At 43.0% G+C, this 25,319-nt stretch carries 20 protein-coding genes and 1 other RNA gene; 4 read left to right on the top strand and 17 right to left on the bottom strand.

Annotation, left to right across the window (positions count from 1 at the left end; translation table 11 throughout):
* Positions 1 to 17: 17 nt before the first annotated feature.
* Positions 18 to 920 carry a 16S rRNA (cytidine(1402)-2'-O)-methyltransferase gene (gene rsmI / locus HXT34_RS00640; protein WP_415683098.1) on the bottom strand — a complete coding sequence of 301 codons (903 nt, stop codon included), beginning with the start codon at positions 918 to 920 and terminating at the stop codon, positions 18 to 20.
* A gap of 129 nt (positions 921 to 1,049) precedes the next feature.
* Here rsmI and HXT34_RS00635 point away from each other — a divergent pair, with 129 nt between their 5' ends.
* Positions 1,050 to 1,895 carry an alpha/beta hydrolase gene (locus HXT34_RS00635; protein ID WP_421784955.1) on the top strand — a complete coding sequence of 282 codons (846 nt, stop codon included), beginning with the start codon at positions 1,050 to 1,052 and terminating at the stop codon, positions 1,893 to 1,895.
* Positions 1,896 to 2,109: 214 nt separating this feature from the next.
* Here the strand turns inward: HXT34_RS00635 and HXT34_RS00630 are convergent, their stop codons facing one another.
* From HXT34_RS00630 to ptsP, 7 genes are all read right to left on the bottom strand, one after another.
* Positions 2,110 to 3,627, bottom strand: a complete 1,518-nt coding sequence (locus tag HXT34_RS00630; protein ID WP_421785392.1) for a formate--tetrahydrofolate ligase — start codon at positions 3,625 to 3,627, stop codon at positions 2,110 to 2,112.
* Positions 3,628 to 3,855: 228 nt separating this feature from the next.
* Complete coding sequence (locus HXT34_RS00625; RefSeq protein WP_421784953.1) at positions 3,856 to 5,463, bottom strand: C69 family dipeptidase; 1,608 nt, start codon at positions 5,461 to 5,463, stop codon at positions 3,856 to 3,858.
* A 111-nt stretch (positions 5,464 to 5,574) separates the two neighbouring features.
* Complete coding sequence (locus tag HXT34_RS00620; RefSeq protein WP_101886199.1) at positions 5,575 to 6,126, bottom strand: YbhB/YbcL family Raf kinase inhibitor-like protein; 552 nt, start codon at positions 6,124 to 6,126, stop codon at positions 5,575 to 5,577.
* A gap of 222 nt (positions 6,127 to 6,348) precedes the next feature.
* A complete protein-coding gene (locus tag HXT34_RS00615; protein ID WP_391496046.1) occupies positions 6,349 to 7,881 on the bottom strand; it encodes a PTS ascorbate transporter subunit IIC in 1,533 nt (510 codons plus the stop codon).
* A 115-nt stretch (positions 7,882 to 7,996) separates the two neighbouring features.
* Positions 7,997 to 8,266 carry a PTS sugar transporter subunit IIB gene (locus tag HXT34_RS00610; protein ID WP_004104746.1) on the bottom strand — a complete coding sequence of 90 codons (270 nt, stop codon included), beginning with the start codon at positions 8,264 to 8,266 and terminating at the stop codon, positions 7,997 to 7,999.
* Between the two features lie 63 nt (positions 8,267 to 8,329).
* Positions 8,330 to 8,779 carry a PTS sugar transporter subunit IIA gene (locus HXT34_RS00605; RefSeq protein WP_004108034.1) on the bottom strand — a complete coding sequence of 150 codons (450 nt, stop codon included), beginning with the start codon at positions 8,777 to 8,779 and terminating at the stop codon, positions 8,330 to 8,332.
* A 104-nt stretch (positions 8,780 to 8,883) separates the two neighbouring features.
* Positions 8,884 to 10,542 (bottom strand): phosphoenolpyruvate--protein phosphotransferase, encoded by a 1,659-nt coding sequence (gene ptsP, locus HXT34_RS00600; protein WP_421784950.1) that lies wholly within the window; start codon positions 10,540 to 10,542, stop codon positions 8,884 to 8,886.
* A 274-nt stretch (positions 10,543 to 10,816) separates the two neighbouring features.
* Between ptsP and HXT34_RS00595 the strand changes: the two genes are divergently transcribed.
* Positions 10,817 to 11,083: an HPr family phosphocarrier protein gene (locus tag HXT34_RS00595; RefSeq protein WP_004108039.1), complete on the top strand. Its 267-nt coding sequence runs from the start codon at positions 10,817 to 10,819 to the stop codon at positions 11,081 to 11,083.
* A 99-nt stretch (positions 11,084 to 11,182) separates the two neighbouring features.
* A complete protein-coding gene (locus HXT34_RS00590) occupies positions 11,183 to 12,262 on the top strand; it encodes a LacI family DNA-binding transcriptional regulator (protein WP_004108041.1) in 1,080 nt (359 codons plus the stop codon).
* Between the two features lie 12 nt (positions 12,263 to 12,274).
* On the opposite strand, the gene HXT34_RS00585 is transcribed toward HXT34_RS00590, so the two are convergent.
* The 6 genes from HXT34_RS00585 to HXT34_RS00560 all read right to left on the bottom strand — a co-directional run bounded on the left by HXT34_RS00585 (position 12,275) and on the right by HXT34_RS00560 (position 19,933).
* On the bottom strand, positions 12,275 to 13,453 hold the full coding sequence (locus HXT34_RS00585; RefSeq protein ID WP_421784948.1) for a DNA polymerase III subunit delta': 1,179 nt from the start codon (positions 13,451 to 13,453) through the stop codon (positions 12,275 to 12,277).
* A gap of 54 nt (positions 13,454 to 13,507) precedes the next feature.
* Positions 13,508 to 14,212: a dTMP kinase gene (tmk, locus tag HXT34_RS00580; RefSeq protein WP_421784946.1), complete on the bottom strand. Its 705-nt coding sequence runs from the start codon at positions 14,210 to 14,212 to the stop codon at positions 13,508 to 13,510.
* A 47-nt stretch (positions 14,213 to 14,259) separates the two neighbouring features.
* Positions 14,260 to 17,115, bottom strand: coding sequence for a type I DNA topoisomerase (gene topA, locus HXT34_RS00575; RefSeq protein WP_421784944.1), 2,856 nt, complete (start codon positions 17,113 to 17,115; stop codon positions 14,260 to 14,262).
* Positions 17,116 to 17,245: 130 nt separating this feature from the next.
* Positions 17,246 to 18,607, bottom strand: coding sequence for a phosphatase PAP2 family protein (locus HXT34_RS00570; protein WP_421784942.1), 1,362 nt, complete (start codon positions 18,605 to 18,607; stop codon positions 17,246 to 17,248).
* A 45-nt stretch (positions 18,608 to 18,652) separates the two neighbouring features.
* An RNA gene (gene ffs / locus HXT34_RS00565) (signal recognition particle sRNA small type) lies at positions 18,653 to 18,749 on the bottom strand.
* Positions 18,750 to 18,790: 41 nt separating this feature from the next.
* The gene (locus tag HXT34_RS00560; RefSeq protein ID WP_119527554.1) at positions 18,791 to 19,933 is read right to left on the bottom strand and encodes an inositol-3-phosphate synthase; all 1,143 of its coding nucleotides are present in this window, start codon (positions 19,931 to 19,933) and stop codon (positions 18,791 to 18,793) included.
* A gap of 174 nt (positions 19,934 to 20,107) precedes the next feature.
* Between HXT34_RS00560 and HXT34_RS00555 the strand changes: the two genes are divergently transcribed.
* Positions 20,108 to 22,444, top strand: coding sequence for a transglycosylase domain-containing protein (locus tag HXT34_RS00555; RefSeq protein ID WP_421784939.1), 2,337 nt, complete (start codon positions 20,108 to 20,110; stop codon positions 22,442 to 22,444).
* 128 nt (positions 22,445 to 22,572) lie between these two features.
* Here HXT34_RS00555 and HXT34_RS00550 read toward each other — a convergent pair whose 3' ends face one another.
* From HXT34_RS00550 to HXT34_RS00540, 3 genes are all read right to left on the bottom strand, one after another.
* Positions 22,573 to 23,316, bottom strand: coding sequence for an HAD family hydrolase (locus tag HXT34_RS00550; protein ID WP_116971481.1), 744 nt, complete (start codon positions 23,314 to 23,316; stop codon positions 22,573 to 22,575).
* Positions 23,317 to 23,493: 177 nt separating this feature from the next.
* Positions 23,494 to 24,090 carry a heat shock protein transcriptional repressor HspR gene (locus tag HXT34_RS00545; RefSeq protein WP_421784937.1) on the bottom strand — a complete coding sequence of 199 codons (597 nt, stop codon included), beginning with the start codon at positions 24,088 to 24,090 and terminating at the stop codon, positions 23,494 to 23,496.
* Positions 24,091 to 24,176: 86 nt separating this feature from the next.
* Positions 24,177 to 25,229: a DnaJ C-terminal domain-containing protein gene (locus HXT34_RS00540; protein ID WP_421784935.1), complete on the bottom strand. Its 1,053-nt coding sequence runs from the start codon at positions 25,227 to 25,229 to the stop codon at positions 24,177 to 24,179.
* Positions 25,230 to 25,319: the final 90 nt, after the last annotated feature.

Here is a 25,319-nt window from a genome sequence, read left to right as displayed (position 1 = left end):
AACAAAAAGCAAAAATCTTACTTTTGATCAGGTTTATGCTCAAGACAAGATGCGTAAACTTGCTTACGATTAGCAAAAGATCCGTCAGCAAACGGATGCTCTTTTACTACTTTCGTAATGGCTTCTTTTATGCGCAAGCCTTCAGATTCTGCACATTCAAGCGAAAGCTTTGCAAGAGCATCAATGCTTAAATCTGTGCTTTCAGACTGCACTTCTTCGTCACTTGCACCACCGATAACTAAAACTATTTCACCTCGAGGAGGATCCGCTAAAACACCATCATGAATACTTTGCACAGTTCCACGACGAATTTCCTCAAAATCTTTTGTAAGTTCACGACATAACGCCATTGGACGATTAGAGCCAAGTACTGCCAATATGTCTTCCATTGCTTCTGCAATACGATGTGGAGCCTCATAAAATACTATTGTTCGTCGCTCGGCTTTAAGCGAGCGCAAATGTTGTTGACGCTCACCAGATTTACGAGGCAAAAAGCCTTCATAACAGAAGCGATCGGTTGGCAATCCAGAAAGAGCAAGCGCATCTAAAACTGCACTAGGACCAGGCGCGCAAGTAACAGGCAAATCGCGCTCTATTGCACGTCGAACAACAGCAAGACCCGGGTCGTTAATTGTAGGCATACCTGCGTCTGAAACAACAAGAACAGTGCTACCTTTCTCAACTTTGTCTAGCAAACCATCTGCCTTGTTGCGCTCATTATGATCGTGATATGCGATTACGCTACCAGAAACATGTACGCCAAGGCGATTCGCTAAATCATAAAGCCTACGCGTGTCTTCAGCAGCAACAATATCAGCAGTTTCAAGAAGATTAATTAATCGTGCAGAAGCGTCTGACATATTCCCAATAGGCGTAGCAGCTAAAACAACCTTACCTAAACTATCTTCTTCGTTACACATCTTGAATCTCCTTATAAAACTTCTTAAAACTCTACACGAATTTATAAAAGAACGCACTTACAAAGCGAGGTATTTGATTAGAATTATGCTTAGTGTAATTGCAATATAAGCGAAACGAAAAGAGACACTATGAAGATTATAAATCAGAAAATAAAAAGTATAGATGGAAGCGATGCGCAGCTTATTGGATATATTTTAGACGATAATTTAGATAGCGAAGGCTTGCAAAACCGTCCTGCAATTCTAATTTTGCCAGGCGGAGGTTTCTTGCGCGTCTCGAATCGTGAAGCAGAACCTGTTGCTATGAAGTTTGCTGCAGAAGGATTCCACACTTTTGTGTTGCGATACTCGCTTACTCCAAGCACATACCCAACTCAGCTTTTAGAAGCCGCAGAAGCGATGAGCTTAATTCGCAAAAACGCAAAAGAATGGCACGTAGATGCGCAAAAAGTTGCAATTATTGGATTCTCCGCTGGAGGGCATGTGGCTGCAAATCTTGCAACTAGCGTTAGCGACGAAGTTGAGGAAGCAAACGGGTATGTTGCTGATGACGTGCGTCCAAATGCTCTTATGCTCGCATATCCTGTTATTTCTGCTGGAAAATATGCGCATAAGCCAACGTTCGATCGTCTATTTGGAGAAGTTAGCGACGAAGAGCGAACTGAACTTGTCAATAAACTTTCGCTTGAAAATCACGTGGACCGCAAAACTCCACCTGTATTTGTATGGCAAACCATTACTGATCAAACAGTTCCAGTAGAAAATTCAATAATGTTTGTGAACGCTTGCGTTGAAGCTGGAGTAAGTGTTGAAGCGCACCTGTTCCCTAAAGGACCGCACGGCTTAGCTTTGGCAGTTAAAGAAACAGCAAAACGCGACGAAAACGGAAATGTGCTTACTGAATTTGTGCAGCCAGAAGTTCAGCAGTGGGTTAAGCTTGCTTGCGATTGGTTGCATCGCACTTTTGCGTGCTAATCAACCTGCCTTAGTGCTTTGTTTTAGATTCGTTACATTTGCCTCATAAATGAAGCAAATGTAACGAAAATCAGCCTAAAAACGTTACAAACGCCTCACCCGCTAGACAAATATAACGAATCTGTAGTGCGTTAACTTGCGTTTCAGCTCACGCTCTAGCACGCATTTCAATTCATGCTTTAGCGTGAGTGAAGCGAAAATCAGCAGAAAGCAATCACACGATTTTCGGCATAGGAGTTGTAAGCGAAGAAGTCAAGTTGACTTGCACAACTCCAGCTCCAGCGTGAACTTCCACTTTCTTCAATGTCACAGTGCGCTCTTCAGCAGGCTTATGATCGTCGTCAGTCATAGTCGCAGGAGATTTAACAGCAACTAGCGCGAGACTGTTAAAATCAACGCCAGCATTCGCGCACAAATCCTCAGCTGCAGATAACGAATCTTCAAAACCAGCTTTTTCAATCACACGTTCAGTTGGAACACCGTAAGCTTCTGCACACAGCAAGTTAACGCGGTCCAAAAGCGCTTGACCTCTGCGACTTTCTGGAACTTTCGTTTCAACATCATCAGTTATTGCAGACACAAAATCGTCAAGCTGATCTGCCAAACCATCGCCACCATCGCGGAATAAATTGCCAACAATCGGCTTTCTGAATCCTAAAGACTTAGCTTGTTCCAACAATTCAGGCACTTGATCATCCTCGCCTTCCCACAAATTAATCAACGGGAATGTAGGGATATTAAGAGATTCCAAACGAGAAACATGGAATGGGTAACGCCAAGCCAAAGTTTCGTCATCTCGCCAAGTAGTTGCGCGAGTAACTACAACTGCAGCAGCAGGCCACTTTGCACCAAACTCGCGAGCAGCAATATCTAACCACTTTTGAGCACCAGCATCCGTGCCATAACCTGCTTCTACCACTACAATATCGTGCTCAGCGCAAGCCATTTCAACGCTTACAAGGCTTGGAATACCAAGCGAAACGTTCGCAAACGGACCACAATGGACGTAGATTGGAGAACCATTAATCGTCTCAGTTTTAGCAGGCTTTACAGCATCGGCAAGAATATTGGTGATTCGCCACAAATCCACAAACTCACCAAACTTAACAGGCTTACCGTCTTTTGTGCCAGCAATCATTGAAGAAACACGACGAGAAATCTCATCCATACTGCGCGACAACACTACGATTTGCATGAGCTCGCAAGTTGGCGTCAAAACAACGCGCTCAGGAACAGTCCCCTTGCCAAAATCAACAGCAATGCTTCGCAAAGATCGCGAAGGAACTTCACTAACTCGAGGAACTAAAATAGTATCAATAACACCCTCGTCGACTGCTTTTTCCGCAAACGACACAAGCAAATTCTGCGCGCAAGCAATAGCAGCCATTTCACCACACAGACCCCAGTCAATTAGTTCAGGGTGAGAAAGCGAAGACTTACCGCCACCACTCGCGCCACCTTTAGAACCAGCGGCTGTAATGCCCATGCTCGGCTGACGAAGAACTGCAGCTGCGTCCACACCGCGCTCACGCAATGCATCAACTAACGCAATAGTTGTAGTTGTTTTACCTTCTCCGCGAGAAGCTTTTAAAGGAGTATCAGCAGTAACAAGCAGAACTTTACCGCACTTCCTAGGCTCCTCTGGATGTTGCTTTAAATAATCCAAATAGCCAAAGGCATCAATTTTTTTAACCAAACCGAATGTTGTAGTGTATGAATCAAGAATGCTCATGTACCCCTCTTTCATAGGCATATTGGCACAACTATGCATGCGGATAATGTTAATTACATGATTCATACTATACGATTGTTTGCTCGTAGCATAGGCACCACACGCAATATCTATACGCGCTATTAGCAACGTCTATAGCAAAATAACAAAAGATAACAAAAATGCCTTCCGCATGAAATAAAAAGTTCATTTCTTAGGAAGGCACTTAATTTTTAATAAAATTTAAATTTAGTGATCGGAACGATTAAAACCATTCTTCATACGCATGCTAGTGATGTACAGCACTGTGTCAAGCAAAGAATCGGTTTCTTTCTTCAACTTTGCTGCCATATCGTCATTCGCTTCTGCCAAAGCCTCGCGCACTTTGTCGTTACGAAGCTCTGCAATAATAGCTTCAGGATCGCGAACTAAATCATCGTAATCTTCGCCTTCATCACCTTCACGCTCTGGCTCGTAATCAGCCAAATCAACGCCAAGAATATCTGCCACGGCAGCATCCGTAGACTTGACCATTGCATGGCCAAGGGAACCGACAGCTTCCTGGTAGCGCTCAATCGCGTTTGCAGTGTCGTTAAATGCGGCATCCGCAAGAGCTGCAATAATACGATTCTCCCAATAGAAGTTTTCACTTGTTACGCGAGTAGTCGTATCTTCCAAATACTTTGGAGTGCGATTTACGTTTGGATAGAACGGGATCAAAGAATTGAAAGGATTAGAACCGTAAGTAATCCACTGAATTGCACGCATTGCTTCCGGCATGTAAGGGCGGATTTGCATTACAGCAAGCTCGCTTTGACGGTTAATTCCGATTGGACGCAACATGTGACGAGTATGCTCATCTCCAAGCTTGCCGTAAGGATCATACTCAGTGCCCTGATAGTGAGAGCTCAAAACGTATTTAACGTCTTCAATTGTTACCTTACGCTCAGGCTGGCGAGCCCAAGGAATATCGTTGCTGTCCGGACGATGGTCAGCATCTTTACCATCCCACACTTCGTCATAAGGATTCAAGAAGCGCTCCATAAACCACGCGCGAGGAGTGTTGTAGACGTGGTCAGAATCCGAATGAGAGCCGAAAGCATCGCGCGGATTGAAAGGAGAAGCGTTTTCCACAGACAAATCCAAGTGATTTTCTTCAATAAACTCAAGCAAATCAGCAGAGCACATATGCTCTTCTTGAGCATCAAAAGCATCGTCCAAATCAAACTCGTCAATTCCAAGCTGGTTTGGCATAACAACATAAGCTTCATCTGGCACGCGCTTAGCAATCCAATGATGACCGCCAACAGTTTCGAACCACCAAATCTCGTTCACATCCGAAAACGCAACGCCGTTCATCTCGTAAGTGCCGTACTTTTCAAGCAATGCACCCAAACGCTCAACGCCTTCGCGAGCGCTACGAATATAAGGCAAAACAAGCGTTAAGAAGTCTTCTTCGCCAATTCCACCCGGCACTTCCGGCTTGTAGTCAGCGTCGCCTTCCTTACCTTGCGCTTTTTGAAGCTCCACCATTGGATCTGCGCCTAACACGCGCTCGTTGGACGTAAGCGTTTCAGTTGCGCTCATTGCCACGTTTGCTTCGTTAACGCCAGCTTCTCCCCAAATTCCTTCGCGCAAGTCTGCATTTGGCACGCTTGTGTATTGCATTGGATTATCCGGCAACTCAACTGTTACGTGGCTAAGAACAGACTTATAAACGCGAGGCTGATCTTCCGGCTTTACTACCACTAAACGCTTCGGATTAAACTCGCCATTTGCTGAGTCTTCGTTACGCGCAATAAGCGTGGATCCGTCGTAACTTGCTTTTCTACCAACAAGAATTGTTGTGCATGCCATATTTGCATCCCCTGTTTTTAGATTTTATATTTTATTTTTATATTTATTACTGTTTGATTCTAACGCTTAGGCGTTAACTGCTCCCATAATTGGTTGCTCTAGCGCTTGCGTTTAGGCTTTACCAGTAAGGAACATGCCACCAGCGTCTACACCTGAAGTTACGTTTCTCACTTCGCGCAACAATTCATTCATATAGAATCCCGGCTTAAGGTTTGGCAAAGGCTTTTCTGTGCCAAAAACTTCAAACATATATTCGTGATCTTTATCAGGAGGCTGAGGGCCGTTGTAACGCATAGTAATTGCTGGATCATTGCAACCAATAAATCTGCTTGCTTGCGAGTTGCGTCCTTGAAGAGCTTCCGGAATCATAGAAGTCATTGTGCGAGAAAAATCTTCCGGTATTTGCAAAGCGTGAGAATCGTTAAAATCAAACATTAACGCTTCAACAGGCACGTTTGCAGCAGTCCAGTGAATCCACTCAAAACCGCATACTGGGATTGCGTCGTCGTCAACAAAACGCCAATGCAAATAATGCACGAAAGATGGCATATTATCAACGTAAAACGGGAAAGAAACTACCGGCACTCCACTGATCTTATTCTGCTCCGGCGCAGCTTTAGAATAATCATCCGGAATGGTAGTGAAATCTGTAGAAATATTCATAATTTAAGTATCTACCATTACACAACACTAATCAACTGCGCGAGTAACAAATAAACGCAACGTTTGTGCAATCTAATTATTCAAGCGGATCGTGGCGCTCAAGCAAAAAACACTACAGAAACAACGCTAACTGCATAATTTGACGGTCAATATAAAACGTGCGCCCAGAAAAATCTAAACTGGGCGCATTAACTAAAATGTAATTTTTTTACCGTACTCTATTTATTTTGTAACAGCCTCCTCATGAGTTTCAGCAGCCTTAGCTGCCATAGCTGCTTTCTTAGCAGCACGCTCTTGCTTCTTAATTTCTTCAATGAACTCAGCATGCTTTACTGCAGGAAGCCAGCCAGTGTTAACAACCTTAACCTGCCATACCCAAGCCAAGGCAAACAGAATAACAGCAACAATAATCAAGCTTATAGCGCCAACGCCGGCACCGAGGTGAGCGAAGTTACCCACAACAGTACCAATCCAACCAAAGTCAGCATCGCCGAAGGTGGAGTTTGCCAAGCCGAAGGAACCCATAACAGTAAGCAATACTGCTGGAAGGAATGTAATAATTAAACCGTTAATAAAACCACCGAGAATAGCACCACGACGACCACCGGTTGCATTACCAAACACGCCTGCACCACCACCATCGAAGAAGTGAGGCACCATTCCTGGGAGAATCAATGCCAATCCCCAAGCTGGACCCATCCAAATTGCAATAAGTCCGAGAGCTACAAGACCTCCAACGAAGGAAGACAAGAAGCCAATAAGAGAAGCATTAGCACCGTATGGGAATACGATTGGAATATCCAATGCTGGACGAGCGCCTGGAACGACCTTGTTAGCAATACCCTGGAATGCAGGAACCAATTCACCTAAAATAATACGAACACCATAAAGGATGACACTAACACCAATTCCAAATTGCAGAGCCTGAGCAAAAGCCGCCATGTAGAAGGCACTATAATCCGTAGGGTGAGACGCGAAAATCTTGAAGAGTTCCTTTACTGGCAACACAACTGAAGCCCACACTGCGAATACCAAATACAGCACAACCATCAACAAAGTCGTGGAGACCATTGAATCACGCAAGAAGCTCAAACCCTTAGGGAAGTTGATATCTTCAGTAGACTTAGACTTCTTACCAACAGCAGCACCAACAGCACCAGAAACAATGTAGCTTAAAGAGTTAAAGTGACCGATCGAGAGCTTATCGCTACCAGTAATACGGTTCATAAAAGGCTGCGCAAAAGCTGGCAGAACAACCATAACCGTTGCCATAATGACAGAGCCGACAATGACAATAAGCAACTGGTTGCCTGCACCAAAACCAACGGAAAGAACTAGAGCCAAAAGCATAGACATAAACACCATGTGGTGACCAGTCAAGAATATGTACTTCAAAGGAGTAAAGCGTGCAGCAAGAAGCATAAGAACGAAGCTGAGCACAATAATGTATGCAGAAGTAGCACCGTACTGACCTGCAGCCTGAGCAGTAATAACCTCATTTGTAGGTACAACACCATGAGCACCAGTAGACTTCAAAACCAAGTCACCAAATGGAGCAAGTGCGCCAACAACAACGCCAGCACCTGCACCCAAAATGAGATAACCCATAGCAGCTTTTAAGCCGCCTGCAATCACTTGTCCTGCACTACGCTTGAGTGCGATAAGACCGATTGCCGCAATAATACCAATCAAATAAGCCGGCACATTCAAAATCTGCTGACTTATGAAATTTAAAACCTGAACTACAATGTTCATCTTATTTCCTTCTTTTTATTTAGAAAAGCGAATAGCGCATGAAATAACAGTACGACTATGCCAAAGCAGTAAGCACGTAATCAGCATAATCAAACGTTTATTTGTTACACATAATTTATGCGTAACGCTCAAGCACACCCTTTACCTCTTCAACATCCATGAAATTTTCAATTGTTTCTACAGGAGTGGTAGTGCCCTCAAGCTCTGGAGCAAGCTGAGGAGAAGTGAGCACAAGATCATTCATATTGGCAGTACCTTTTGCACTTCCAGCATCGGAAGTAGTAACTGTAACATCAAGACCTAAGTCTGCTGCCGCAGCCTCAACATTGATTTTTAAAAGTACAGACGTGCCAATGCCGTTTCCGCATACACATAGAATATTCATAGATAACCTCTTTCGTTGAGTTGTATTTTTTTAATTTTGCAAAATTAACTAATTCTTTAGTATTTAACTTTTAAGAATTGCGCGAATTTCTTTAGCGTTTTTTGCTTGCGCAAGTTCTCTAGTCTTCACAGGATTAGACAAAGCTGCAGCAACCGCGGACATAACGCCAATATGCTCATTTTCATCGTGACCTGCAAGACCAATTACTAAAGAGACCGGATCGTTGGCAGTGTTACCAAATTTAACAGGCGTACTTAAACGAATCCAGCTCAAACCACTTTTTAACACTGCTTCCGACGGGCGCGAATGCGCCAAAGCCAAGCCTGGGGCAATAACAATATACGGACCCATTTTTTCAACTGTCTCAATCATCTGATCCGTATATTCATCAGTAGTAAAGCCAGACTCCTTCAAAGCATTGCCCGCAAGACAAATAGCATCACGCCAATCTTTCGCTGCAATATCAAGGTTTACTGCAGAATCCGGGAGAAGCTCATCAATATCAGCACTCATATTTTCTCTTTTCTAAGCATGTTAATTATTCTTGATTATTTCTGATTGGTAATCGAATTTTTAATGTTTTTCGTAACAATCATATTTTGAATTACTCCCTTGGCTTATTCTTGCATGATTGAGTGGTAGAACTTTCCAGCTAAAGCCTCATGAGCTTTAGCTTTAGCTTCATCAAATGTAGTTTGAGCAAGTTCTGCTCGAACATCGTCCAAAGCAACTGGCGTCATAGAAAGCGAGTTAATACCGAGACCTGTAAGAACAACCGCTAAGTCTGGGTCTGCTGCAGCTTCTCCACACACTCCGACTGGCATACCATGTGCGTTACCAGCGTCTGCAATCATTTTGATCGCACGCAACACTGCAGGGTGCCAAGCAGTTTGATAATTAGAAACAGACCCAAGGGTTCTATCTGCTGCAAGAGTGTATTGCGTCAAATCATTCGTTCCGATAGATACAAAATCAGCAACTTGAGCAACCTCCTCGGCAACAAGAGCGATAGAAGGCACCTCTGCCATAATGCCAACCTTTTTAAGACCTTTAGATTTACCAAGTTTTACAAAATATGCTGCTTCATGTTCGTCTGAAACCATTGGAGCCATCACCCATAAGTCAGCATTCGTCACAGCATCAGCACGAGATAATGCCTCCAGCTGACCATCTAGAACATCCATATGCTGTCTTAGAGTACGCAAACCTCGAAGTCCGAGAGCAGGATTTGGTTCATCTTCAGGAGTCAAGAATGGTAACGGTTTATCTGCTCCAGCATCAAGCAATCGAATAACAACTTTCTTGCCTTCAAACTGAGATAGTAACTCTGTATAAGATTCTGTTTGTTCTTCTATACTAGGCGGTTGCTCGTTACCAATAAACAGAAATTCCGTTCGGAATAGACCTACTCCTTCTGCTCCATACTCATGAGCAGTTACGGCATCTGAGGGCTTTCCTACATTTGCCAAAAGAGGAATCAAATGACCATCTTTTGTACTTCCAGGCAATCCACGCAATTCACGAGCACGGCTTAAACGCTCACGAGACTCTTTAACATGCGCGATTTCTTCTTCACTAGGACTGCTTATAACATGACCATTAACGGCATCTACTACAACAATTTGATGATTCTTCAGCTGAGAGGCATCGTGCGCTCCAACAACAGCAACAATCCCACGAGCACGAGCAAGAATAGCAGTGTGACTTGTAGGACCACCATCAAGAGTGACAATTGCCTGAACCTTGCTTAAATCAAGTGAAGCTGTATCAGCAGGTGAAAGATCCCTAGCAACCAGCACAAAAGGCGAATCACTTTCCGGCACACCAGGAGCTTCAACACCAATCAAAGATGCAATAACACGCTGGCCAACATCATGCAAATCTCCTGCACGCTCAGCCATGTAACCACCAAGATTACGCAACATGTCTTCAAATTGTGCGAACCCTTCCCAAGTGGCACGTTCAGCTGTTTTCCCCTTATCAATACCAGATTCAATTGCACTTATTAACGCTGGATCGATGGCCATCTGTGCAAGAGCTTGCATAATTGGTGCTGCTTTTCGAGTCCCCTCATCCTTTGCTTCAAGAGCCTCACTTGCACGATGGCTTAGGTCTTTATTTACTTCATTTAAAGCATTTTTAACAGCCTTTTTTGCATCCTCAGCCAACACACTAACAGCACGAGGAGAATCCTCTGGCTCATGCAAAACAGGTGCCATACACAATACTTCACCATATGCCATCGAGCGCCCAATGCCAACACCAGTGATTACCATACTTAAAACCCTCCTTTAGGTTTAGAAACTTTATTACGGCCGCAACGCCGCATAAGCATTTCTTGTAGGTAAACGTTTCTTACTAATGAAACTATACACCATTAAAAACGTTGTTACAACAAGTGAAAACGTTTTCTGTATTTTTCAATTAATTATGCTACACTTAATGTTGAAAATAGCAAACAAAAAAACCTTAAGAAAAAATATGGTTTGCTTTTATATGAAAAATAAAAATAAAAGCAGAATTTGTTAATTATTATTCAAAGGAGAAAAAATGGCAATTGCAACTCGTACTGTTACTATTGAAGACCCAGTTGGAATACATGCTCGCCCAGCGTCAGAATTTTCTCAAGCCGCGATGTCCTCAAATTGCATTGTAACGATTGCGAAAGGCGAAGGTACCCCTGTAAGTGCGAATAGCATTCTTTCAATTATGGGATTGGGTATTACTAAAGGAGATTCAATCACAATTACCGTTGATGGTGAAGACGCTGAAAATGTAGCTAACAATCTTGTCGATGTAGTCACGAAAGGCGAATAATATAAATAAATAAGTGTACATAAACTGACAAATAAATAATATTCAATTTGCGGTGCTGTTTACCAATAATTACAGCACCGCACTTATTCGGGGGCAAATATGACAAATCAAACTAATCAAAACGCCTCCATAACTCATGTAGCAGCTCTTGCAAAAGTTTCAATTGCAACAGTATCTCGTGTACTTTCTGGTAGACGAGCCAAAGATGACGATATCGCAAAACGCGTAAGGAAAGCCGCAGAGCAGCTTAATTATTCAGTAAATTATGCAGCAAGCGCATTAAGAAGTGACACAACTAATACAATCGGCGTAGTAATAGGCACAAGCAACGTAGATGATTCATTCAGTGTAAATATGCTTTCTGCATTGGATGAAGCAGCTCATGAAATAGATAAAATACTTCTTGTTGGAACTGGAAAAGACGCAGAAGCTCAAGAAGAACGCATAGAAGAGCTTATCGGTCATAATGTTGACAGTCTTATTGTCATGCCATCTAACAATAGTGATTTAACAAAAACACTTGAAAACTACGTTGACAATCTTCCCATTGTGCAAATTGGTGGCACTGCTACTTCATTCCACGTCAATTGGGTTGGCATGGATCAAGAATCAATGATGGAAGCTGCTTTAATACATCTTTCGCATCACGATGCCCATAATATTGCTTATTTAAGTGGAAATGTTGACTCCACACAAAGCGCAAACCTATTTGCCAATTTTCAGACTGCTGCAAGCCGATTAAGTTTACTTTCTGAGCCAGATTGGACAACTTTTGGAGAACTTACTTATCAACGTGGATTCAAGGATACAATGCGGCTTTTTTCTGATTCTACTGCTAAGCAATCTCGCAAACCAGACGCTGTTATTTGCGCAAATGACGCTGTCGCACTTGGAGCACTTCTAGCTTTAGATGAGCTTTCTTTGCAAGTTCCGCAGGATGTTCTCGTAATAGGTTACGGAGATAGCAGACAGGCAGAAATATCTGAACCAAAGCTTTCTTCAATCCGTCCTCCGTACCAGCAAATTGCACGCGAAGCAATCCGCCTAACCGCTGTCAACAAATCAGAGCAACATTGGTTACCTGCACATATGGAGTTTAGACCGGAAATCATGCGACGCGAATCAACAAATTCACCAAGAATAGGCACAAGCGATATGTCACTTCCGTGGAGGATATGATACTTTTGTATTTTATTGACTTTGCAAAAGTGAGCAAAATAGTGCTTCAAAAACAAGAGTTGCGTTACCATTTCTCGAAAGCCGACGACGAGTAGTAGCAATGCTGTCAACACAATCCAATGCGCTACTTGCTGTCATGCTTTGTGCCAACTGGACAATTCTAGACTTGTATTCCTGATTTATAATCGGCGAAGACTTTTGTGCTTCGTTAATAACAACTAAAACGTCTCTATACACGCTATCGATTGCGTCAAGAGAACGGCATAACACGTCACGGCTTACACGAGTTACTTTACGTTTTACGTCATCCTTTTTCCCAATTGCATTGTAGAGTGCGCGCAATTTGGGCGGAATACGATCCTCATCGCCCAATCCGTTAATCCTGCGAAATTCTTTTTGTTGAACCTCAACATTTCGCTGAACCTCATCTTCCGCTTGTGCTTTTGCATCGTCAATAAGCATTGCAGCAAGCATAATTGCGTCGGCAGCATCATGCATACGAAGCAATCCTGCAACAAGCTCATCTCGCCTACTTAAAGCACGCTCATCGCTTGCGTAAATAAAAGCAGTTGCTATATTTCCTTGAGAAAGCCTGGCTGCACGATTTGCTAGCTTATTGTCTGCATCCGTTTTTTTAGTAAGATATTCTGCTATAGACTGCTCGTTTGGAGTAGCTAATTGCACAAGTTGCGTACGCGAACGAATTGTTGGAAGCACATCCATAACACTTGAAGCGCATAAAAGCCAAATCGTATGCTCGCTTGGCTCTTCAATCTCTTTAAGAAGAACGTTCGTGCTACGTTCCAACATTCTGTCAACATCTTCAATAATTATGATTCGCCAAGGAGCAGTGCTAGGCATTTGCTCAGAAATCCCAATTGCCTCACGTACATCGTCAATACTAAGAGTTACGCCTTTTGTTGCAAGCGTATGCACATCAGGATGCGATCCTGCTAAAACTTCTTTGGCAGTTTTACTAAGCTCACCTTCGCCGCTAATTCCATCGCTGCCTTCTCCATGATCCGGACTTTCTAGAGCTGCAGCGAAAGCGCGCGCAACTTGCGCACTACCGAAGCCAGCAGCTCCGCAAATCAGCCAAGATTGCGCTATTTTGCTAGCATCCGCACAAGCAATTTTTCGCAATCGCGAAACTACCTGTTCTTGCCCAATAACGCTATCCCACACACTCATCGCTTCACCCCCTGCATAGCTTCTTTACTTCTTCACTTTATAAAGTTCGCCACTTTATTTAGTTTCAATTTCTTCAATTAAGTTATGTACGTCTTGCACAATAAGTTCAGATAATAATTTCGCTGAGAACGTTGCGTCTAATACGCGATAACGATCTGCAAACTCCTGCGCTAAATCTAAAAATGCTTCTCTAGTGCGACGTGCGAAATCTATTCCAGCTGATTCCATGCGATCTTGTTCACGATGCAAACGCTTAAAAGCATCTTCCGGCTGCATATCTAGCAAATAAGTGCGATTGGGCCACAGCGAATCTGTTGCCCACTCACTTAAAGTTCGCACATCATCCATAGTCAATTCGCGACCGCCTGCTTGGTAAGCAAGCGAAGAATCAATATAACGATCCGTTATTACTACTGCACCGCGGCTAAGTGCAGGGCGAATTACTTGCGCAACATGCTGTGCACGATCCGCAGCAAAAAGCAAAGCTTCCGTTCTGGCAGATACACTCGTGCCATGCAAGAGTATTTCGCGCAAAGTTTTACCCAACTGCGTACCGCCAGGCTCACGCGTCACTACAACTTCTCGCCCCAAAGATTGCAAATAATCCTTAAGAGCCTCAACTTGCGTAGTTTTGCCAACGCCATCAATGCCCTCGAAAGAAATAAATAAACCTTTATTTGCATAAGATTGCTCACTGCTGCAGCCGCAGTTTCCTCCGCAAGCGCAGCCACCAGAAAAATCGTCATTCTTAGATGCCATATTTTTGACTCCATATGCAAGGTCTATTTAATCTTTAGATTTCATTCCTATGCTTTTTTAGCGGTAGATTTTTTCGCAGTAGTCTTCTTTGTAGAAGTTTTCTTTGCTGTAGATTTTTTCGCTGTAGACTTCTTTTCAGAAGATTTTGCAGTGCTCTTAGTCGCGCGCTTTTTGCGTTTTACGGGACCTGCGGCACGCTTTTGCGCCAAAAGTGCAAATGCATCCTGCGGATCAATCGATTCAGGCGTATACTGCTTTGGCAAAGTGCGATTCGTTTCGCCATCAGTAATATAAGCTCCGTAGAAACCATCCTTAATCACTACTGGCTTTCCAGTTTCAGGATCTGCACCAAGCTCACGAAGAGGCGGCTTGGCGGCACCACGAGTACGCTTACCGTACTTTGGTTGCGCAAATAAATCTTTCGCTTCTTGCAAAGTAACAGTAAAAATAGCATCTTCACTAGAAAGAGATCGCGTATCCGGCTTAGATTCCACAGTTTCTCCAGCAGAAGTATCTACAGCAGAATATGTTTTAGTTAAATATGGACCGTAACGACCATTATTTGCTTCGATACGAGCTAGTTTCACAACGCCTTCTGCATCAACTTCTTCATACTCGCCAACCAAACGTGGCAAATTCAAAAGTTGCAACGCTTCTTGTAAAGTCAAAGTCGCTGGGTCCATGGTTTTAAACAAAGAAGCCATTTTTGGACGAGCTTTAGCAGACTTAGAAGCCTTAGAAGATTTAGAATCTTCCGCATTATCCTGCTCTTCTACCAGTGCAACGTACGGACCGAAACGACCGTTGCGCACTTCTACGTTCCCACCTGTTTCTGGATCTACTCCAAGCACACGTGGACCTTCAGCATTATTCTCAAGCAATTCTCGAGCAGCATCAACAGTTAACTCATCTGGAGCTAAAGTTTCTGGCAAAGAAGCGTGACGAGGGTTGCCTTCAGCATCAAGATTCTTAATGTCTTCCAAGTAAGGACCATAGCGTCCAATACGCACATGCAAACCATCACCAATGTCTATGGTATTTATTTCACGCGCATCGATTTCACCAAGCTCTGCAACCTGCTGTTGCAAACCAATATGAGCTTCATCAGCTGAATTAGCAGCACCCTCACCAGAACCGAAATAGAATCTAGTTAACCAATCGCGACCGGTTTCTTCACCGTGCGCAATTCTGTCCAAACCATTTTCCATATCAGCAGTAAACGCGTAATCAACATACTTCGGGAAATTCGCTTCCAAAAGCTTAATTACAGCAAAAGCAAGCCAAGAAGGAATTAATGCACGTCCACGCTCATACACGTATCCGCGATCGATAATCGTGGAAATAATAGTTGCGTAAGTAGAAGGGCGACCGATTTCCTTAGCTTCCAGCGTTTTAACTAAAGAAGCTTCGGTATATCTTGCAGGAGGCTGAGTTTCGTGAGAATCCGCACTAACACTTTTAGCTTCAAGAACATCCCCAGCTTGCATTTGAGGAAGCGCCTTATCGCTTTCACCTTCAGTTGCATGTGCATTGCCAAAAACCTTCATAAAACCAGCAAAAGTAATTACTGTTCCAGAAGCTTGGAACAAAGCTTCACCATATTCTCCAGCAGAAGCATTTAACTTAACAGTTGCAGTAAAACCTGTAGCATCAGCCATTTGTGACGCAAGTGTTCGTTGCCAAATAAGCGTATACAATTTCAGTTGATCCGCAGGTAATTTATCTGCAAGCTCATCCGGGCTTAAGAAACGCGCTCCAGCAGGGCGGATACATTCGTGAGCTTCCTGCGCTCCTGCAGACGTAGTTGCGTACTGCTTAGGAGATTGCGAAACATACTCGTCGCCAAACGCTGCACGAGCGGCACTACGCGCAGCTTCGATAGCTTCTTTAGAAAGCGTCACCGAATCCGTACGCATGTAAGTGATATAGCCGTTTTCGTATAAAGATTGCGCAGCTCGCATAGTTTGGCGAGAGCTCATTGAAAGTCGGTTTCCAGCAGTTTGCTGCAAAGTTGATGTAGTAAAAGGCGGCAAAGGACGGCGACGATACGGCTTCGTGTCCATAGAGTCAACTACAAAATCTGAATTTTCAAGAGCTTTAGAAAGCTTAGATGCAAAATCAGCATCAACATGCAAAGCTTTTTGTGATTCATCTTTTGTAGAAACCAACTCACCTTTTGAATTGAAATCTTTAGAACCAGCCAAACGACGACCAGAAAGCTCGCTCATGCGCGCTTCAAAATCAACACTTTCACCATCTGAGCCTTTAGAACTTAAAACCGCGCTAATATCCCAGTAAGACGCCTTAGTAAACGCCATACGCTCGCGTTCGCGCTCAACAATAAGCCTAGTAGCAACAGACTGCACGCGTCCAGCAGAAAGACCAGGACCAACTTTCCTCCACAAAACAGGAGAAAGCTCATATCCATACAAACGGTCTAACACACGACGAGTTTCTTGCGCGTCAACCATATTGTCGTCAACATTTCGAGTATTACTAAGCGAGGCTTGAATTGCATCCTTAGTAATCTCATGAAACACCATACGCTTTACTGGCACAGTTGGCTTCAGCGCTTCTACCAAATGCCACGCAATAGCTTCACCTTCGCGATCCTCATCAGTTGCCAGATATAATTCGTCAGCTTTTGCGAGCGCAGACTTTAAATCGGAAACAGTTTTCTTTTTATCTGAGCCAACTACGTAATATGGCGCAAAACCATGATCGACATCTACACCAAACTTGCCAAACGCCGCTTTGCGTGAGGCTGGAACTTGGCTTGGCTGAGCGAGATCGCGAATATGCCCAACTGAAGCCATGACGGTGTAACCATTGCCTAAATACCCGCCAATTTTTCGCGCTTTCGTGGGAGACTCCACAATGACTAGCTTATTCTGTGCTGCCATATTCGCTCCTTTCCTAACACAATCGAACATATAATCCGAACTATATGTTTCACGCTAACTGTATCGCAACTTAAGTTATACGTCTATTACATTCCACCTCGGTGGATAAAAGCAGATAGAGTAGACAATATTACTTAGAAGCAGATGGAGGCGTCGGCGGAGCGCCTACTAATCCAAGCCTACTCAACGGCGAAGCTGTAGAGTGACGCATTACCATAATTACGCCAAAAACAAGCAAAGACACACCTATAATCAGCCAATAAGTTGCTACATAAGATGTGCTTGCAGCCCATTGAGCAAAAATATCAACACCAGGAAGAATTTGCCATATTAAATAAATTGCATACAAACACGCCAACACACCAATCGTAATCATAGAGCTTCCTACAATTTGAACGCTAATTGAGGAACGTCGATAAGCTGGCATATCCATTCCACTACTGCGAGTGCAAGCGAGCATAATAAGCGTTACAGCACCAACGATAAGCAATGACATAAGAACGTCAGAAACTCTATGCCAATGTGCTGCAACCAAAGAAAGTTCCACAAGAACGCTTATAAAAGCTGCAGCTACCGACGCCCATGCGCGCCAAACACGCGAAACTGCACAAATAAGCAACGCACATGATGCAGTAATAAGTAATGTATGACCTGAAGGTGCTGAATTTGCAGCCAAATATTCAATACTTATAAGCATTGGGCGAGGAAGAATTTTTTTCAATGGTTCAGCAGCAGCCGAAAGAATAATAATTCCAGCGCATTGACCAAGAAGCCACCAACGCTTACGAATACAAACTACTATGAGTGAAACAAGAGCAATTATTATGCCAGCAACTATAACAACCATAGAAACGCTTATAGGTCGCAAGCAAAATGCAAGCCAAGATGGCATACCATGAGAACCAAATCCATCAATTACCATTTCCTCATAGCTTTGACCAAGTACTGTTTGCACACTAATAAACCATATGAACGCAGCAGAAGCCAAGAAAACAATTGCAAGAGCAACACACCACAATATGGTAGATATTCGAGGACGCTTTACGAGTGGATCAAGCTGATCAATATCATCTGCATCTGATTGAGAATCTTTAGAAGATAACTGATTAGTCGAATACGACAAATCGGACGAGCCTTGCAAACCAGACAGATTAAACAAATCAGACGAACCAGAAAGATCAGACAAATCAGACAAATCAGATTGACGTTTAGTTTGTTTCACAGACTGTTTCGCAGACTGTTTAGAAGATTTCTCTTCAGTATTTTCTGGGAATAAAGGCGATATTTTTTCGTCATTATCCTCAGATGAGATTGGAGAAAATGGCGTAATAGTATTAATCGAATCCAAAGGATGCGAATAGGCATTACCTTCATTGTTGCGATTAATATCTTGCGAAGTTTCGCCTACTGACAGCGCATCATTTTTCTCAGCAGAATCATCATGCTGATTGTCAATGCTATTTGATTGAATTTCTGCAAATTCTTCACTCATACTTTAGACTTTACGACAGTATTTGCAACCGCGCTAGTTTTACATATAATAAAACCTCCGCGCACCCACCAGAGGCCACTTACCCTTGCTGCATTTCTGCCCTGGGGGGATTGGGTGACTTAGTGCCACACGGAGGCTTTATCTATATTACACGATTTTCGCTACATGTCGAGTAGTAATAAATTATGCGCGCCACACGCTCTTGCCATGCTCTTTTGCAAATTCAGTATCTTCATCAAGCTGAGACTCGTTAGCTTCAACATCACCAGCAATATAGCGTTCAACTAATTGGCGAGCTTCACTATCTTCATGCTGAACTGCAGGAGACTTCATAAAGTACGAACTTGGAGCCAAAATTGGACCAGAAAGCTTGCGATCCAAAGCAATTTTTGCGGCTCGAACAGCATCAATAACAATTCCGGCAGAATTTGGAGAATCCCAAACCTCAAGCTTGTACTCCAAATTCAAAGGAACATCACCAAAAGTAGTACCTTCCAAACGTACGAAAGCAAACTTGCGATCATCCAACCAAGCTACGTAATCCGAAGGACCAATATGAACATTATGCTCATCCATTTCATGAGGCACGATTGAAGTTACGGCACGAGTCTTAGAAATCTTTTTAGACTCAAGTCTTGAACGCTGAAGCATGTTCATAAAGTCCATGTTTCCGCCAACATTCAGCTGATACGTGCGATCCAAGCGCACACCACGATCCTCAAAAAGTCTAGCCATAACGCGGTGAGTAATAGTCGCACCTACCTGACTTTTAATGTCATCGCCAATAATAGGAACTCCAGCATCACGGAACTTTTGTGCCCACTCAGGGTCAGAAGCAATGAAGACTGGCAAGCAGTTTACAAATGCGCATCCAGCTTCCATCGCAGCAGTTGCATAAGCTTTATCAGCTTGCTCAGATCCTACTGGAAGATAAGAAACAAGCACATCCACGTGCTTATCTCGCAAAACTTGAGCAACGTCAACAGGTTCAGCTTCTGACTCATCAATCATTTCACGGTAATAATCACCGAGACCGTCATAAGTTGGACCACGCAATACTTCTACACCCAAATTTGGTACATCAGCAAAACGAATTGTGTTATTTTGTGAAGCGCCAATTGCTTCACTTAAATCATGCCCAACCTTTAGAGAATCAACATCAAACGCCGCAACAAACTCAATATCGCGCACACGATACTGACCAAATACAGCGTGCATCAACCCTGGAATTTTCTCACCGTCATCAGCGTTTTTGTAATATTCAACGCCCTGAACCAGCGACGAAGCACAATTGCCGACACCGGCAATGGCAACGCGGATGCTCATATAGACTCCTTGCCCTGCAAAAATAAGCGACATTACATTATGCCGCACCATACACATTTCATAATACTATTGCTTTAACAAATATGTACTAATATTAAATATTTTTAATCTTTTCTAAACAAAAAACATGCTGTTTTGTAGAAAAATTCAACACCGGACGCTACGGTGGAATGTATGGTTGCACGTAAAGATGGAAGACGAGCGTCTACTTCGCATGAGAAAGCTACTCGAAGCATATCGTCACAATCACAAAAAAATACGAATATGCCTTCACCTGTCCCACCACGAGGACAAGAATCATATCGTACAAATTCGTATTCTTTTGAATCAAACAAAAGCAGCCGCAATTCGAGATTCGAACGTTCTCGCGCAGCAACACGCAGAAGGCGTCGTAGAACTTGGCGAGGCAGACACCCTATTATTTTTTGGGCACTTATCGTTATTTTTGTGCCAATTTTGCTAGGCGCAATTGCTTTTGCTTATCTGTATGCAACTACAGACATACCGGCACCAGACAAAGTTGCTATGGCAGATAAGACGAAAGTGTACTATTCAGACGGCAAAACTGAATTAGGTTCTTTTGCTGAGCAAAATCGCGAAATTATCAATTGTTCAGTACTACCTAAATATGTTGGTAAAGCAATAGTTGCTTCAGAAAATCGTTCCTTCTACCACGATGGCGGCATAGATTTTAAAGGAATTGGACGCGCACTACTCCATAACGTTACAAAGCACGGGCGTTGGGGCGGCTCCACTATTACGCAACAATATGCGGAAAGATATTATCTCGGTGAAACAAAAACTTATTTTGGAAAACTAAAAGAAGCTATTTTAGCTTTGAAAATTGCACAAACTCAAGATAAAGATACAGTACTTTGCAATTATATGAATACTATTTACTTGGGTAGAGGAGCATACGGAATTCAAGCTGCAGCTAAAGCATATTTCGGTATAGAAGCAAAAGATTTGTCACTTTCACAAGCTGCACTTTTAGCAGGTATTATTCCAGCACCAAGTAGCTGGGATCCTGCAATTGGTCCAAAAGAAGCAGGCATTCGTTTTAAGCGCGTGTTACGCATTATGAAAGAAGATGGCTACATTACAGCTTCTCAAGCAGCGCAAGCAAAAATGCCTAAAACTATTACTCAGACGACTCAAAACATTTACGCAGGTCAACAAGGTTACTTATTGCATATGGTTCGCGATGAGTTAACTAGGAATGGTGCTTTTACGCAGGAAGATCTTGACAGTGGCGGATATCGCATTATTACTACTATCGATAAAGCTAAGCAAGATTTAATGTTCAAAGTTGCAAGTCCTTCTCAAGATGGACGAGGAATTGTGCCAGAAGGACTGCAAGTTGGCGGAATTTCAATAAACGCAAAAGATGGTTCAATCATTTCCGTTTACGCAGGAGACGATTATCTAAAGAAACAGCTTAATAACGCTACACAAGCGCTTTACGAGCCAGGCTCTACTATGAAGCCTTTTGCGCTTATGGGAGCAATTCAGGCTGGCACTAGCTTGGATACAATGTTCAATGGCAATTCTCCACGCAAGTTTGATGGTATTGATAAGCCTGTTGGAAACTTTGCAAACATGAGCTACGGCACAATTAACTTATACAGTGCAACTGCAAATTCTGTGAACACAGTGTATATGGATTTGCAAAGTAAACTTGGTGCTAAGAAAGTTGCTAATACTGCAGTTATGGCAGGTTTAAACCCTGACCGCGTCAATGGTAATAATCCGTTTACTGTTCTTGGAAATGATTCTGTACATGTAAGCGAAATCGCGCGCGCATATGCAACATTTGCAAACCAAGGAAGACGCCCAGATTTGCATATTGTTGCCAGCGTAAAAAATCCTGACGGTAAAGAGTTCTACCGCGCACCAACGGCTGGAAAGCAAGTATTCTCACCAGCTGATGCCGCTTTAGCTACAAAAGCAATGATTGGCGTAGTGCAACATGGTACAGCAACCGAAGCTCGCTCTGTAGGTAGAGAAATTGCAGGAAAGTCTGGAACAGCAAACGACGAAACTGCTGGTAGCTTTGTAGGATTTACGCCAAATATTGTTACCGCATTTGCTATATGGAATCCAGATGCAAAAGGTAGTCCACAAGTAATTAAACCGTTCCACGGATATCTTGGAGGAAGCGACTACCCTGTGCACTTGTTTACAAGATACATGCGCCAAGCGGTGATAGGAACCCCGAATACTAAATTCCCTGAAGCAAAAGACACAGGCAAAATTGGCGGGCCTGATGGAAAATGGGGATTAGGCGAACAACGTGCATTCACGCACGCAAAAACCGAGGATGAAGATAAAGATAAAAACAAGGACAAAGATAAAGATAAGGATAAAGGCAAAGATAAAGATAAAACTTTAGACCTTGATAGCCAGCTGTATGGTCATGACGATTCATCATCGGGCGGCGTTGGCAGCTACGACAATAATTCTGGCGGTCATAGTTACGACAATAACTATGACACAACTGGAGGAAACTAGTAAATTAACTGTAGCTATTTATAAACAAAACTGTAGCTAATTTACAAACAGATATGTGAATAGCTAGCCAAGTAAATAGCTAAGTAAATAGCTAAATAGTTTGTTAATTAGTTTTGCTAGTTTATTAATTAGTTTCGGCTCAAAACAATGTTCTCAAGCATTTTAGCAGTAACATTTTCATAACCGTTAAGTTCTGCATGATGCTTACTTTCAGATATGTTTGCGCGCGAAAAACCTGTTTGCGCAATTACAGTTGCTCCGGAATTAATTGCAGCAGTAAGACCAGATAGAGAATCTTCTATGGCAATGCAATTAGCCATCTGCTTTGCAACTTCCTCATCCGTGCCCTCAATGCCAACCATTTTACCTGCAGCAAGATAAGGCTCAGCACTAGGCTTCGGCTTAAATCCATCATCTCCACACACGTACCCAGCGAAAGCACCTTCTGGAGCATGATTCACAATATTTTCAACCAAACAACGCGGCGAATTGCTAACCAAAATTGAAGGAATGCCAGCATCCGTAAGACTTTTAAGCACGTCTAAAACTCCTGGGACCCAAGGCACGGATTCAGCTTCACGAGCAGCAACGTAATCAACCATGCCTTTGCCAATTTCTTCTACTGTAAGTTTTGTACCACTTGGAATCATCTTATTGGCAACAGTGTCAAGAGATCCGCCAGAGCATTCCCAAGCTAAATCTTCATCCCAATATCCACCGTATTTTTTTACTAAATAAAATTCCGACTCATGCCAATACGGCTCTGAATCTATAAGAGTGCCATCCATATCCCAAAAAACTGCACGCAACACATGTTTTTCTTCACTAGAGTTAAGAGTATTTGCACACACATTCGTCGTCTGTTCAGCCATTCACAATCCTTCATATTGCATATATTTGCTTTAGCTTTTATAGTGCATATTTTTTCGCACTAATTCTGCATTACTTTTCGCACTATTAATTCTTCTCGCTAATTCTCGCTAACTAATTCTTCTCGCTAATTCTCACTAATTCTCACTTAAGCACAATAAGTAGCCATGCCTACGTTACTATATGCTCCACGCTCTCCACAACACCACAGATTTTTCATCCGAAGACTTTTGATTTTTATAATTATTGTTATAACTTTCCGAAGAATATGACGAAGGTAGTGCTCGTCTCTCTGTAAGAATATCCCGCCTCCAGCGACGCGCATTGCGAGAACGCTGCATTTCCACAATGTCACCATCTGCATTTGCAGCAAAAATATTGCGCTCTGAAGACTCTGCAGAATCTAGCAAATGCCTCACTTGCCTTTTAAGCTGTCGATTTTCTTCTTGCAAATCAAGTATTTGCATAATGCCAGCAAGATTAATGCCTTCATTTTGGCTTAAATGCTGAGTTTGCACAATCCTGTCTATATCTCGCAAAGAATAGCGGCGAGCGCCACCTTCAGTTCTATGCGGCATTATTAAATGAAGCCGATCATACTGTCGTAAAGTTTGCGGATGCGTATTGGTTAGGCGCGCCACGTGGCTTACGGTAAATATTGGCAAATCAAGAACAAACCCTACTTCATCTGCCCCGTCAAGCGTTGCAGTACCACGCACTAAAGCAACTGCACACATTTCATACAGTGCTTTAGTTTCACGCGTTATTGGTGTCATAGCACGCCTTCCTTTGCCCTTTTAGTATGTTTAAAGCACTGTTACAAACAATTCAACAGTGTTTAACCTACTAAATTATTGTTAACTTAGTTTTGTCTTAATTTTTTAATTTCTTCAGCATAAGTTTCGCCAGCAGTTTTATCAAATTCTTTTGCAACGCGTCTAAGAGACATGCTTGAACGCTTTGGCAAATGAATTTGCACAACGCCAACAAAATCGCCATTCTTTCCTGGCACTCCAGCACCTTCTATACGAACTTCATCGCCGCTTGAAACACAAGCTGGAACTTTGAAAGTAACAGGATTGCCGTCTACGTCGTTTACACTAACTTTTGCGCCATGCACTGCTTCACTTAACGTTAGCGGCAATGTAGAAATCAAATCGTCGCCTCGCAAAGTAAATTTATCTGATGCTTCTACTTGAACATGCAAGTACAAGTCGCCTGCAGCACCACCGAACTTGCCTGGCTTACCTTTTCCTTTCAAACGAATTTTCTGTCCGGTTTTTACACCAGCTGGAATATGCGTTTTAAAAGTTTTACCAGCCGCGCGCAACGATACTGTAGCGCCTTTAAAAGCTTGCTTAAATGTGAGCTTTATATCGGTTGTTATATCTTCGCCAACTTCAGGCACGTCAGCTTCCCGCGGTTGAGAATATCTCTCACCGCCAAAGCCACTCGCACCTTGGAATCCTGCTGAATCCTGAGAGCGCTGACCTCCACCAAACATTGAGAAAATGTCGCTCATATTTGGTCCAGCACCGTTGGATGTAAAGCGAATGCGCGAACCGTTTCCGCCCATGCCGCCCATGCCAGAGCCGCCATTGAACATGGAGAAAATGTCCGAGAAACTCGACGCATCGAAACCGCCAGCACCACCTGCTCCGCCAGCAAAACGAGCACCGCCAGCACCAAATTGGCGGATAGCATCGTAACGTTGGCGAGTTTGACTATCTTTCAGCACATCGTAAGCTTCAGAAACATCCTTAAATTTTTCTTCAGCTTCTTTTGTTTTGTTTAAATCAGGGTGATATTTACGAGCAAGTTTGCGATACGCTTTGGTAATCGTTGCCTCATCTGCGTCTTTGGAGACACCGAGAACCTTATAAAAATCCTTAGCTAACCATTCATTTTCAGCCATTTGTGCCTCCTTTCTTCACAAGCACATTGGCTATTTCGCTTTTGACCAAATATAGCCTGCTCGTGCCAACTCTTATGAGTCAGCACGAGC

The sequence above is a fragment of the Gardnerella sp. DNF00983 genome (assembly GCF_049244265.1).
Classification (GTDB): Bacteria; Actinomycetota; Actinomycetes; order Actinomycetales; family Bifidobacteriaceae; genus Bifidobacterium; species Bifidobacterium vaginale_J.
The sequence above is the reverse complement of the archived record's forward strand: the minus strand, read 5'-3'. Positions and strand labels throughout refer to the sequence as shown.